The organism is Paenalkalicoccus suaedae, assembly GCF_006965545.2.
Classification (GTDB): Bacteria; Bacillota; Bacilli; order Bacillales; family Salisediminibacteriaceae; genus Paenalkalicoccus; species Paenalkalicoccus suaedae.
On the sequence record NZ_CP041372.2, the window covers coordinates 1413859 to 1427096 of the forward strand.

Sequence of the window (13238 nt, forward strand, 5' to 3'; positions counted from 1 at the left end):
TCTAATTGATTAAGATCTAGGAGGATTTTGACATGAGTAAAGTAATTGGTATTGACTTAGGTACAACAAACTCTTGTGTAGCTGTAATGGAGGGTGGCGAAGCTGTCGTTATTCCAAACGCAGAAGGAGCCCGTACAACACCATCTGTTGTGTCATTCAAAGATGGAGAGCGTCAAGTTGGGGAAGTAGCAAAGCGTCAAATGATTACAAATCCTAACACAATCACTTCTATCAAGCGCCACATGGGTACTGACTATAAAGTAGAAGCGGAAGGAAAGAACTATACTCCTCAAGAAATTTCTGCTATCACGTTACAAAAGCTAAAAGCAGATGCGGAAGCTTACTTAGGTGAAACGGTGACGAAGGCAGTTATTACTGTACCTGCATACTTCAACGATTCTCAACGCCAAGCAACGAAAGATGCTGGTAAAATTGCAGGTCTTGAAGTAGAACGTATTGTAAACGAGCCTACCGCAGCAGCTTTAGCTTATGGTCTTGAAAAAGAAGAAGATCAAACAATCCTTGTTTATGACCTAGGTGGCGGTACGTTTGACGTATCTATCCTTGAGCTTGGAGATGGATTCTTTGAAGTTAAATCTACTTCAGGTGACAATAAGCTTGGTGGGGACGACTTTGACCAAGTAATTATTGATTACCTTGTAGAAGAATTCAAAAAAGAAAATGGTATTGACTTAAGTCAAGATAAAATGGCTTCTCAGCGTCTAAAGGATGCAGCTGAAAAAGCGAAGAAGGACCTTTCTGGTGTTTCTCAAACGCAAATTAGCTTACCATTCATCACAGCGGATGCTAGTGGACCGAAGCACTTAGAGCTATCTCTATCGCGTGCAAAGTTTGAAGATTTATCATCCGATTTAGTAGAGCGTACAATGGGACCAACTCGTCAAGCGCTTCAAGACGCTGGTTTATCTGCTAGTGAAGTGGATAAAGTTGTTCTTGTTGGTGGATCTACACGTATCCCAGCTGTACAAGAAGCAATCAAGAAAGTAACTGGTAAGGACTCTCACAAAGGCGTAAACCCGGATGAAGTTGTAGCACTTGGTGCGGCGATCCAAGCTGGTGTCTTAACTGGTGATGTGAAAGACGTTGTCCTTCTTGATGTAACACCTCTATCACTAGGTATTGAGACGATGGGTGGCGTTATGACGAAGCTAATCGAGCGTAATACGACAATTCCAACATCTAAGTCTCAAGTGTTCTCTACAGCAGCAGACAATCAGCCATCTGTAGACATTCACGTATTACAAGGGGAGCGTGAAATGGCAGCGGACAACAAAACACTTGGTCGCTTCCAACTAACGGACATTCCTCCAGCACCACGTGGCGTGCCACAAATCGAAGTATCCTTTGATTTAGATGCTAACGGAATTGTGAACGTACGTGCGAAGGACCTTGGCACAAATAAAGAGCAGTCTATTACAATCACGTCAAGCTCAGGTCTATCTGATGATGAAGTCGAGCAAATGATCAAGGATGCAGAAGCAAATGCGGAAGCAGACAAGAAGCGTCGTGAAGAAGTAGATCTACGTAATGAAGCAGATCAGCTTGTTTTCCAAACGGAAAAGACACTAAAAGACCTAGGTGAAAACGTTGATCCAGCAGATAAAGAGCGTGCAGAGCAAGCGAAGGATGAAGTGAAAACGGCGCTTGAAGGTACAGACTCTGAAGCAATTAAAACAGCGAAGGACAAGCTCCAAGAAGTTGTTACAGAGCTTACGACAAAGCTTTATGAGCAGGCAGCAGCACAGCAGCAGGCTGAAGGCGCTGACCAAGCTGGAAATACAGAAGAGCAGGACGACAATGTTGTAGATGCTGAATACGAGGAAGTAAACGACGAAAAGAAAGAGTAATTCTCTACTCGCCCACCAGAGGGTGCTCCCCCTGGTGGGTTTTTCTAAGTCAAAAGAAGCGAAATGCCTGCTTTACTCGGCAACGTGTGAGTGATAACATAATCGTTATGGAGAAAATTCGGGAGTGGTTTAAACATGAGTAAACGAGACTTTTATGAAGTACTTGGGGTTAGTAAAGGTGCCTCAGATGCAGAGATAAAAAAAGCATATAGAAAGCTTGCACGTGAGTACCACCCAGATGTTAATAAAGCAGCTGATGCGGAAACGAAATTTAAAGAAGTGAAAGAAGCTTATGATACATTAAGCGATGGTAATAAGCGCGCTCACTACGATCAGTTTGGTCATACAGATCCAAATCAAGGATTTGGTGGCGCTGGCGGACAGGACTTTGGTGGCTTTAGCGATATTTTTGATATGTTCTTTGGTGGAGGTGGCGGTGGTCGCAGAAGAGATCCGAATGCACCACGTCAAGGCTCAGATTTACAGTACACGATGACACTTGAATTTAAAGAAGCGATCTTTGGGAAAGAAACAGATATTGAAATTCCTAGAGAAGAAGACTGTGAAACATGTCACGGTAGTGGTGCTAAGCCAGGAACGACGCCTGAAACTTGTCGTCATTGTGGTGGTGCAGGTCAACTTAATGTGGAACAAAACACGCCGTTTGGTCGTGTTGTAAACCGTCGTGTATGTAATCACTGTGAGGGTACAGGAAAAGAAATCAAAGATAAATGTCGTACATGTGGTGGCTCTGGAAAAGTGAAAAAGCGTAAAAAGATCCATATTAAAATTCCTGCGGGAGTAGACACTGGCCAACAAATCCGTGTAGCTGGTCAAGGAGAACCAGGTGCTAATGGTGGACCAGCCGGTGACCTTTATGTTGTCTTTAACGTGAAGTCTCATGAGTTCTTTAAGCGCGATGGTGACGATATCTTCTGTGAGATGCCAATTACGTTTGTGCAATCAGCTCTTGGCGATGAAGTGGAAGTGCCTACACTAGAAGGAAAGATTAAGCTTAAAATTCCTGCCGGAACGCAAACGGGTACGCATTTTAGACTTCGCGGTAAAGGTGCTCCAAACGTGCGTGGTATGGGACAAGGTGATCAGCACATTGAAGTAAAAGTAATCACGCCGAAGAAGTTAAGTGACAAACAAAAAGATATTTTACGTGAATTTGCAGAAGTAAGTGGGAATGAAGCGCCTGATGAGCAAAGCGACAATTTTTTCGCTAAAGTAAAACGAGCGTTTAAGAGTTTTGGAGAATAATGAGCAGGTAGGGAGATGGACACATGAAATGGTCTGAAATTCGCATTCATACGACACAAGAAGCAGTAGAACCGATTAGTCACATCCTGCACGAAGCTGGAGCGGGAGGTGTCGTTATTGAAGATAAGGATGATATTCTGCGTGACTTCGAAGATAAATTTGGAGAAATTTATGATTTATCAACCGAGGACTATCCTGAAGAAGGTGTTATTTTAAAAGCATATCTTCCTGTTAATAGTTTTTTAAACGAGTCTGTGGAAGAAATCAAACAGGCCATTAATCAGCTCCTTACCTACAATATTGATATTGGTGCTAACACATTGACAGTTAGTGAAGTGAATGAAGAAGAGTGGGCAACTGCGTGGAAAAAATACTACAAGCCAGTAAAAGTCTCGGAGACTATTACGATTTCTCCTTCTTGGGAAGACTATAAGCCCGTGCATGATAAAGAGCTTGTTATTGAGCTCGATCCTGGTATGGCATTTGGAACTGGTACGCATCCTACGACGGTTTTATGTATTCAGGCGCTAGAGCGACACACGAAGAACGGAGATCGTATTGCAGATGTAGGTACCGGTTCTGGCGTACTTGCAATTGCGGCGGCCAAATTAGGTGTTGATAAGGTCGAAGCACTCGACTTAGATGAAGTTGCTGTTGAATCTGCTACTCAAAATGTAGCGTTTAATCACGCTACTGACACGGTATCGGTTACGCAGGGTAATTTATTAGATACGCTGTCTGGTGAGTATGATGTTATAGTAGCAAACATTTTAGCAGAAGTGATTGTTACTATGACAGAGGATGCATTTTCGTTTGTTAAACCAAATGGAAAGCTTATTACATCAGGAATTATCCAAGCGAAAAGAGATTTAGTCAAAAACTCTCTTCTTGAGGCAGGTTTTGTCATTGACGAAATCACGGAGATGGAAGACTGGATTGCGATAGTGGCTTCTAAGCCAGAGTAGGAGGATCCAATGCAACGATATTTTTTGCCAAATGATCATTTTACGAATGGCTATGTTAAGATGGATGACGAATCAACAAAGCATATTGCTCGTGTCATGCGTATGAAGAATGATGACGAGGTTATTTGCTGTAATGAAGATGGGAGCTGCTATATTGTTGCGCTCGATGTAGCACCAGATGAAGTGAGAGGAAGAGTACTTTATCAGGAGGAGCGATCGTCTGAACTGCCAGTAGACGTAACAATCGCACAAGGACTTCCTAAAGGTGATAAGTTGGAGCTAACGATTCAAAAGGCTACCGAGCTCGGCGCTTTTTCATTTCTTCCATTCGAAGCAACGCGATCTGTCGCAAAGCTTGATGCGAAGAAGGCGGATAAAAAAGTCGAGCGTTGGCAGAGAATAGCGAAAGAAGCGAGTGAGCAGTCGCACAGACAGCGTGTGCCTAATGTCACGTTTGTGAGTTGGCAGGAGCTTTTAACATCTGCATCCGACTTTACTCATGTTATAGTAGCCTATGAAGAAGCTGCAAAAGAGGATGAGAGAAGCTCATTTAAAGCGGTTCTCCAAAAGCTTTCACCTGGAGATCGTGTGCTGCTCGTTTGCGGTCCGGAAGGCGGATTAACAGATGCAGAGGTCAAAAAGCTTGAAGAGGTAAAGGCGATTCGCTGTGGACTAGGTCCAAGAATTCTTCGGAGTGAAACTGCTCCGCTTTACGGTCTCTCAGCAATTTCTTATCAAATAGAACTATCGGGGTGAAGAACTAATGCGTACGGTTGCGTTCCATACACTTGGATGTAAGGTTAACCATTATGAGACAGAGGCTATCTGGCAACTATTTAAGCAGGATGGTTATGAAAAAGTAGATTATGAACAAACATCAGACGTTTATGTCATTAACACATGCACAGTTACAAATACAGGCGATAAGAAAAGTCGTCAGGTTATTAGACGTGCAATAAGAAAGAATCCAGATGCGGTTGTTTGTGTGACAGGGTGTTACGCTCAAACTTCTCCTGCAGAAATCATGGCGATACCAGGAGTAGATATTGTTGTAGGCACACAGGATCGTCATAAAATGATTCCTTATATTGAACAATTTCAAAAAGAGCGTGAACCGATCAACGGTGTAGGGAACATCATGAAATCACGCGTCTACGAAGAGCTTGATGTACCGTCATTTACTGATCGAACACGCGCTTCGTTAAAAATTCAAGAAGGCTGTAACAACTTTTGTACATTCTGCATTATTCCTTGGGCGAGAGGCCTTCTACGTTCACGTGATCCAATTGAAGTGATCAAGCAAGCTAATCAGCTTGTTGCTGCAGGCTACAAAGAAATCGTTTTAACTGGCATTCATACTGGTGGATACGGAGAGGATATGAAAGACTATAGCCTCGCTAAACTTCTCATTGAATTAGAAAAAGTAGAAGGATTAAAGCGTATTCGCATTTCATCTATTGAGGGAAGTCAAATTACAGACGAGGTTATTGAGGCCATTGATCAATCAGAAAAGATCGTACGTCATTTACACGTACCATTGCAGTCTGGTTCTGATACAGTACTAAAACGCATGCGCCGTAAGTATACGACTGCGTTTTATAAAGAGCGAGTAGACCGTCTTAAAAAGGCGCTACCAGGACTCGCTGTCACATCTGACGTTATTGTTGGATTCCCTGGCGAAACGGAAGAAGAGTTTAATGAAACGTACGAATTTATTCGTGAAATTGGCTATTCAGAGCTACACGTTTTCCCTTATTCAAAGCGTACTGGTACTCCAGCTGCTAGGATGGAAGATCAAGTAGATGATGCAGTGAAGAATAATCGCGTTCACAAGCTTATTGCTTTATCAAATCAATTAGCGAAAGAATACGCGTCACGCTATGAAGGGGAAGTGCTTGAAATGATCCCAGAAGAGCGTGATAAAGAAAATGACGCGTACCTAATTGGCTATACAGATAATTATATGAAGGTGAAGCTTCTGACGGACGATGATGCTTTGATTGGAGAAATCGTCAAAGTAAAAATCGATAAGGCAGGGTACCCATATAACGAAGGGTCCTTTGTGCGAGTGATGAGGGACGAAGCCGTCGTTCAATAATCGTACTAGCTAATTCAATAGCAGAACAGATGAGAAAAAGGAAAACTGTAGTAGGAATATGGAAAGATATATTGACCATAGACCGCTATTCCTTTATAATCATACATGACATGTCCTCTGACATGTTTTCATTGGTTGTTCGGAGGGAGGGATATAGAATGGCAGAAACACGTGTACGTAAAAACGAATCCATCGATGCTGCTCTTCGTCGCTTTAAGAAAACAATTTCTAAAGAAGGTACGATGGCAGAGGTTAAAAAGCGTAAGCATTACGAAAAGCCAAGTATCAAGCGTAAGAAGAAGTCTGAAGCGGCTCGTAAGCGTAAGTTCTAAGGAGAGGGTTTACTATGGCTTTGCACATTCTTGATCAGCTTAATCAAGATATGAAGGACGCAATGCGCAAAAAAGACAAGCAACGCCTATCGGTTATTCGTGGTGTAAAGTCTACTTTACAAAACGAAGCAATTAATAAAGGGTCAGAGCTCTCAGAGGATGAGGTTCTAACTGTATTAAACCGTGAAATGAAACAGCGTCGCGAGTCCCTCCATGAATTTGAGCAAGCAGAACGCCAAGATCTTGTCGAAAAGACGAAAGCAGAAGTATCAATTCTGTCCGAATATATGCCAGCGCAGCTTGACGAAGCGGAGCTTGATGCCATCGTTGCTGAGACAGTGACAGAGGTTGGAGCTACGTCTAAAGCGGATATGGGGAAGGTTATGGGTGCCATTATGCCTAAGGTAAAAGGGCGCGCAGACGGAACCGCCGTTAAAAAGAGAGTCGAGCAGGCATTATCATAAAACGATAAGACGTTAATTAATCAGAGTCCACAGTTCATTTTGAGCTGTGGACTCTTTGCGTTCCGTTTGTACAAATTCATGCATATTTTTTCTCGCAGAGGGAATGGGAAAGGGAGACGCAAAGGAGGAATAATAAATGAGTGATAAAACATTAAGATACGTGAAGTGGACAGCCGGTACACACTTAGAGCTTGTGGATACAAAACTAGATGAACAAGCGATTTATTATGATGTAGAAGTAACACGAGCAGAGGAAGAGGTTCTCCGTGATTTAGTTGCTAATGTACAGGACGGAGACGTGATGCCAGAGCATATTTTTGTCCACCCGTTCGATGAAACGCGAGATGAAAAAGATAAAGAAGAGCTCGGTGATGAAACACAACGCCTTTTCGCCTTTATATATGAGGTAGGTACAAAAGAGACGAAAGAAAGAATCAAAATGAAAAACGAATAATAGTTAAAAGAGACGTGAGTAAGTGACGTCTCTTTATTTATTTTTGAAATAGTAGCCAACTTCCATGGATCCTTTATTTCTTTAAGAGAAGCTCTTATAATCTTTTTAAGAAGAGGAGCGCTAAATAGCGCGAAAGGGATCGCAGAAAACTTGTTAAAGGTGTAATTTTTACATGTTGAGGAATCGTATAACTAGACAGTGACTCCTTATGTTTTTTACACTTAATGTACATGCTAATACTTGTACGCAATTGCTTACTATAGGATTTTTAAACTTTTTAAATAGTTGAAACCTTATTTGAGCTCAATCGTACATGTATTAAGGCTTTTTAGAAAAGGGGCGTGAGGCCGTTGAAAGTGTTCAGAATACTTTTTTTTGCGACTCTTCTCGCTGTTGCCTTTAGTGCTGTCATCGTTTCAGCTAATGAAAGTAATGCATCAAAGACGGTTTATTTTGTACCGGTTGAGCAAACAGTTGAACGGGGACTTGAAGCCTTTATGAATCGAGCTGTTCAAACAGCAGAGGAAGAAGGCGTCGATCATATTGTTTTTGAGTTAAATACACCAGGTGGTAGAGTGGATGCTGCTGGTGAGATTGCTCGAACCGTAAGGGAATCCTCTATTCCTACTACAGCTTACGTTGTAGAGGAAGCTATGTCTGCAGGAGCTTATATTGCCCTAAACGCAGACGAAATTCTAATGGCTCCAAGTACGAGGATGGGCTCTGCGCAAGTGATCGATGGTTCAGGTAATGCGGCAGATGATAAAGCGCAATCAGCTTGGCTTGCTAACATGAGAGCTGCTGCGGAGCTTCGGGATCGTGATCCGATATATGCGCTAGCAATGGCAGATCCGAGAATTGATCTACCAGAGTTAGGTGCGGAGGAGGGAGAATTATTAACGTTAACAGCCTCTGAAGCAATATCAGTTAATTATGCGGAAGCTATTGCAGATAGTCGAGATGATGTACTAGCTTACTTAAATTTAGAAGGAGCAACTATTCAGGAATTTGAGGTTAGTCTTGCAGAGCAAATTGCGAGATTTGTAACAAGTCCTATCGTTATTCCGATATTGTTATCAATCGGAAGTTTAGGGCTAATACTGGAGTTGTACTCACCAGGGTTTGGAATACCTGGAATTATGGGGATTTCTTCACTATTACTTTTCTTTTATGGTCATTTAGTTGCTGGATTTGCTGGCTTTGAAGGACTGATTTTATTTGTTGTCGGAGCAGCATTGCTTGTTTTAGAAGTGTTTTCTCCAAGCTTTGGCATATTCGGTGCTTTAGGACTTGGAGCGATAATTGGGAGTCTTGTAATGAGCTCTTTTGATACGACGGTTATTTTGTATTCTGTCCTAATTGCAGGCGTAATTTCATTAGTTGCATTTTTCACTGTGATGAAATATGTAGACCGAATCGGTCCAATGAAAAAGATGATTTTACAGGATGCAACATCTACTGAGCTTGGCTACGTATCAAATGAACATCGTGTTGAATTAGTTGGCTTAACAGGTCAAACTTTAACTGTGCTTCGACCATCTGGAACAGCTTTAATTGGTGATGAACGACTTGACGTTGTTTCAGAGGGAGGATATATTGAACAAGGGAAGAAAGTAAAGGTAATTTCAGCTGTAGGATCTCGTATTGTAGTGCGAGTTGAATCGGCCGAATAGCCTAATTAAAAAGGAGGAAGAAACATGCCAGATATTTCGGTATTTATTTTGATCGGGGTTATCGTCATAGCGGTACTTGTACTATTTACATTTGTACCAGTAGGACTATGGATTTCCGCGTGGGCAGCAGGAGTTAAAGTAGGAATCTTTCAACTAGTCGGTATGCGACTACGTCGAGTTATTCCTCATCGTGTAGTAAACCCACAAATTAAAGCAGTAAAAGCAGGTTTAGATATGTCTACTGACAAGCTAGAGGGTCACTATCTAGCCGGTGGTAACGTTGACCGAGTAGTAAATGCACTTATTGCAGCACAACGTGCTAACATTGATTTAACGTTTGAACGATGTGCGGCGATTGACTTAGCAGGTCGTGATGTACTTGAAGCAGTACAAATGAGTGTAAACCCTAAGGTTATTGAAACACCATTCATCGCCGGTGTTGCGATGGACGGAATTGAAGTAAAAGCAAAAGCTCGTATCACGGTACGTGCGAATATCGATCGCTTAGTCGGTGGTGCTGGTGAAGAAACAGTCATCGCTCGTGTTGGTGAAGGTATTGTATCGACAATCGGTTCAGCAAGAAATCATAAAGAAGTTCTTGAGAACCCAGATATGATTTCGCAAACCGTTTTAAAGAAAGGGTTAGACGCTGGTACAGCGTTTGAAATTCTTTCTATTGATATTGCGGACATTGACATCGGTAAAAACATCGGTGCCGGTCTTCAAACGGACCAAGCAGAAGCAGACAAGAAGATCGCTCAGGCGAAAGCGGAAGAGCGTCGTGCGATGGCCGTTGCACAAGAGCAAGAGATGAAGGCCCGCGTTGAAGAAATGCGCGCGAAGGTAGTTGAAGCAGAGGCAGAAGTACCTCTAGCTATGTCTGAAGCTCTTCGTTCAGGTAATTTAGGTGTCATGGATTACATGAACTTTAACAACGTAAAAGCGGATACTGATATGCGTGAATCAATTGGTAAAGCGACTGACGATGGAGAAGAAACACAGGATCAAACATCAACAAAACCCCGTCGTTAATCCACTATAGAAGGGAGCAACGATCGTGGAAGGGTTAATAGAATTAGTTCTTGGAAATCCCTTTATTCTCTTCTTGATTATCGCTTTCTTGTTTAGTACGTTTCGTAAGAGGGGCACTGCTGATGAAGCACGTCAGCAGCCTGACCTCTCACCAGACGAAACAGCTACTATTGACTCTGAAGAACGCAATCCTAGCGAAGCGGAGCAAGCTGACTGGAGAGATATTTTTTATCCTCCGGAAGAACGCAGTAAAAAAGAGCAACCAGCTCCATCAAAGAGTTCTTCCGAGAGTAAGGAAGCTACGGCGTCCCTCTCGAAGGCTAATGATGAGTTACAGCGTCGCTATGAACAGGTGCAACAGCGTAAGTCTGAGGCGGCTAAACAAGATAATATAATGGATTCTCCTATTTATAAAAAGGATCTATCTGCTTCTAAGTCAAAAATTGATTTAGACTTCAAAAATATTACTAAAGAAGATGCAATTAAGGGTGTTATTTGGTCTGAGGTATTAGGAAAACCGAAAGCACGTAGACACAGATAATTAAATGCTGAAGAGACGACATGAAACTATGTCGTCTCTTTTTTTATGCCTTTACATATACTTTCCCTGAAGAGGAGGTCGTGCATATGAAAAAAATGAGAAATATGCTTCAACATATGCTAACCGACGTCATGGAAATCCCTCCTGATATTGCACTTCACCTTCCTAAGGTGACGTTAATTGGACATCTCCATATTTATTTAGAAAATTTTTCAGAGGTCCTATTTTTTAGTGATCAAAGACTGATTGTTAAAAGTCAGTTTGGGAGAATTGTTATTGATGGCGAGCAATTTGTGTTAAAAACCATCTTAAAAGAAGAGCTCATGATGGAGGGGAAAATAACGAATGTAGCAGTTCGGATTCAGGGGGACCAAGATGATTAGCCTTTATAAGAAAGTGTATGTGGAGCAAATAAATACGGCAGCGTTCGTTCGACTTTGTCAACACCATAGAATTCGTATAACGGTAGTCAAAACGTCTGGTACCGCTATAACATGTCATGTGCACATCCGTGATATAGACCATTTGATGGAGTTATTAACCGATCAGGGAGCGAATGCACGTATACACGGCTATGTTGGAATGATGCATTCACTCTCACAACTTAATATATTTGCCTTATTAGGAAGTGTGGGATTCGCTTTGACTCTTTACATATTAATGAGTCTTACTTGGTCGGTTGAAGTGGAAGGTGGGAATGTCGCCTTGCGCCATCAAGTGCTAGAGCTTCTGGAGGAAAAGGGCTTAAAACAGCATTCTTTTATTGTGAGACATCCATCTATGGAAGAGCTACAGACCTTTGCGTTAGCGGAATTGGATCAAATAGCTTTTATAGGAGGAGAAAAAATTGGTACGACTTATTCATTTCGTATTATCGAAAAAAGGCAAGAAAATCAGGTTGAAGAAAAACGTTTAGGACATCTCACCGCAACGAGAGATGCTGTCATTAAAAGGATTGTCGCAGGTACTGGGACAGCAGCAGTGAGAGTCGATCAGTTTGTCCGAAAAAATGACATCCTGATATCAGGTTATATAGGGCGAGAAGAAGATAAACAGTTAGTTGCTGCTGAAGGGGAAGTAATCGGTGAATTTTGGGAAATTGCAAAAGTGGAACAACCACTTATTCATGATTATGAAACGGTTGTAGGACCGAAAAACACACGGTATGCGATCCAGCTTGGCTCCTATACGATACCATTATTTTTTAATGAGCCAGGTGGATATAAAGAGCGGCAATCAAAAAAGCTTCTTGATAAAGGTCTCACTATTGCTTTTCACACAAATCATTACTATGAGCTTACAAAAACGCAAGTAGAGTATGCACAGGAAGAAGCTGTTCAAGAAGCCAAAAGTGCTGCTAAGGATCAGCTCCAAGAGACCTTGACTGATAGTGGGGAGATCTTACAGGAAAAAGTTTTGCACGAATCTATGGAGAATGGTAAAGTTAAGGTAGTAATTCACTATACGGTTAACGATTCGATAGCAAAAAAAAGATCCGTTATCAAGGAGAATGAGACGATTGGCAGATAATAAACGAACGATTGCATTACCTGTACAAGACGCAAATGAAGTACAAGCTCTATTTGGTCCAAACGATCGACATTTAAAACGATTAGAAGAAAAACTATCGACTACTTTACTTACGAGAGGTCAGGAAGTAGTAATTACCGGTGATGATGAGACTGCAGATAAAGTACAGCGCGTTTTAGAAGTGCTGTTGCAGTTAATTCGTAAAGGGATCCACATTCACGAGAGAGACGTCGTTTACGCTGCTCAACTTGTCGAGCGCGACTTATTAAGCGAAATGACGGAGCTTTATGAAGATAAAATCACAACAACGGTTAAAGGCAAACCTATCCTAGCTAAGACGTTGGGACAACGTCACTATGTCTCCGCAATTCGTAAAAAGGATATTGTGTTTGGGATTGGTCCTGCCGGGACTGGTAAAACGTATTTAGCAGTGGTCCTAGCTGTACATGCATTAAAAGAAGGCAATGTAAAAAAAATCGTTCTTACTAGACCAGCTGTTGAAGCCGGTGAGAGCTTAGGATTCTTACCTGGGGATTTAAAGGAGAAGGTAGATCCTTATTTACGCCCGCTCTATGATGCGCTGCACGATGTTCTCGGAGTTGAGAACACAACGAGGCTTATGGAACGCGGAACGATTGAAATAGCGCCACTTGCCTACATGCGAGGCCGTACATTGGATGATTCTTTTGTCATTCTTGACGAAGCACAAAACACGACACCAGAACAAATGAAAATGTTCTTAACGCGTCTTGGCTTTGGCTCAAAAATGGTCGTAACAGGGGACTTAACTCAAATCGACCTTCCTAGAGGCAAAATGTCAGGTCTTAGAACAGCGTCTACTATTTTGAAGCGAGTTGAAGGTATCCCATTTATTTATTTAGAGGCTGCTGACGTCGTGCGTCATACCCTCGTTCAACGCATTATTGAAGCGTATGATAAGGCTGATCAAAAGGCCGATAACAACGAATAGTATCATTTATGAAGCGTGAGTAAGGAAATCCTTATTCACGCTTGT

At 42.0% G+C, this 13238-nt stretch carries 14 protein-coding genes; all 14 read left to right on the top strand.

Going from position 1 to position 13238, the window contains the following annotated elements; translation table 11 throughout:
- The first annotated feature begins 32 nt into the window (after positions 1-32).
- The 14 genes from dnaK to FLK61_RS07685 all read left to right on the top strand — a co-directional run bounded on the left by dnaK (position 33) and on the right by FLK61_RS07685 (position 13193).
- Positions 33-1868 carry a molecular chaperone DnaK gene (dnaK, locus tag FLK61_RS07620; protein ID WP_176008883.1) on the top strand — a complete coding sequence of 612 codons (1836 nt, stop codon included), beginning with the start codon at positions 33-35 and terminating at the stop codon, positions 1866-1868.
- A gap of 135 nt (positions 1869-2003) precedes the next feature.
- Positions 2004-3134 carry a molecular chaperone DnaJ gene (gene dnaJ / locus FLK61_RS07625; RefSeq protein ID WP_176008884.1) on the top strand — a complete coding sequence of 377 codons (1131 nt, stop codon included), beginning with the start codon at positions 2004-2006 and terminating at the stop codon, positions 3132-3134.
- A 23-nt stretch (positions 3135-3157) separates the two neighbouring features.
- Positions 3158-4099 (top strand): 50S ribosomal protein L11 methyltransferase, encoded by a 942-nt coding sequence (gene prmA, locus FLK61_RS07630; protein WP_176008885.1) that lies wholly within the window; start codon positions 3158-3160, stop codon positions 4097-4099.
- A 9-nt stretch (positions 4100-4108) separates the two neighbouring features.
- Positions 4109-4855, top strand: a complete 747-nt coding sequence (locus FLK61_RS07635) for a 16S rRNA (uracil(1498)-N(3))-methyltransferase (protein WP_176008886.1) — start codon at positions 4109-4111, stop codon at positions 4853-4855.
- Between the two features lie 7 nt (positions 4856-4862).
- Entirely contained in the window at positions 4863-6197 is a 1335-nt protein-coding gene (gene mtaB, locus FLK61_RS07640; protein ID WP_176008887.1) for a tRNA (N(6)-L-threonylcarbamoyladenosine(37)-C(2))-methylthiotransferase MtaB, read from the top strand.
- Between the two features lie 158 nt (positions 6198-6355).
- A complete protein-coding gene (rpsU, locus tag FLK61_RS07645) occupies positions 6356-6529 on the top strand; it encodes a 30S ribosomal protein S21 (protein WP_176008888.1) in 174 nt (57 codons plus the stop codon).
- A gap of 20 nt (positions 6530-6549) precedes the next feature.
- Complete coding sequence (locus tag FLK61_RS07650) at positions 6550-6993, top strand: GatB/YqeY domain-containing protein (protein ID WP_176011174.1); 444 nt, start codon at positions 6550-6552, stop codon at positions 6991-6993.
- Positions 6994-7129: 136 nt separating this feature from the next.
- Positions 7130-7447, top strand: a complete 318-nt coding sequence (locus FLK61_RS07655) for a hypothetical protein (RefSeq protein WP_176008889.1) — start codon at positions 7130-7132, stop codon at positions 7445-7447.
- Between the two features lie 356 nt (positions 7448-7803).
- Positions 7804-9120 (top strand): NfeD family protein, encoded by a 1317-nt coding sequence (locus tag FLK61_RS07660; RefSeq protein ID WP_347338993.1) that lies wholly within the window; start codon positions 7804-7806, stop codon positions 9118-9120.
- Between the two features lie 24 nt (positions 9121-9144).
- Positions 9145-10152, top strand: coding sequence for a flotillin-like protein FloA (gene floA / locus FLK61_RS07665; protein ID WP_176008890.1), 1008 nt, complete (start codon positions 9145-9147; stop codon positions 10150-10152).
- A gap of 25 nt (positions 10153-10177) precedes the next feature.
- Complete coding sequence (locus FLK61_RS07670; protein WP_176008891.1) at positions 10178-10693, top strand: hypothetical protein; 516 nt, start codon at positions 10178-10180, stop codon at positions 10691-10693.
- An 86-nt stretch (positions 10694-10779) separates the two neighbouring features.
- Positions 10780-11076: a YabP/YqfC family sporulation protein gene (locus tag FLK61_RS07675; protein ID WP_176008892.1), complete on the top strand. Its 297-nt coding sequence runs from the start codon at positions 10780-10782 to the stop codon at positions 11074-11076.
- Positions 11069-12223, top strand: coding sequence for a sporulation protein YqfD (locus tag FLK61_RS07680; protein ID WP_176008893.1), 1155 nt, complete (start codon positions 11069-11071; stop codon positions 12221-12223). Before FLK61_RS07675 ends, FLK61_RS07680 begins: the two co-directional genes overlap by 8 nt.
- Positions 12213-13193, top strand: a complete 981-nt coding sequence (locus tag FLK61_RS07685; RefSeq protein ID WP_249777699.1) for a PhoH family protein — start codon at positions 12213-12215, stop codon at positions 13191-13193. The genes FLK61_RS07680 and FLK61_RS07685 overlap by 11 nt, the downstream gene beginning before the upstream one ends.
- Positions 13194-13238: the final 45 nt, after the last annotated feature.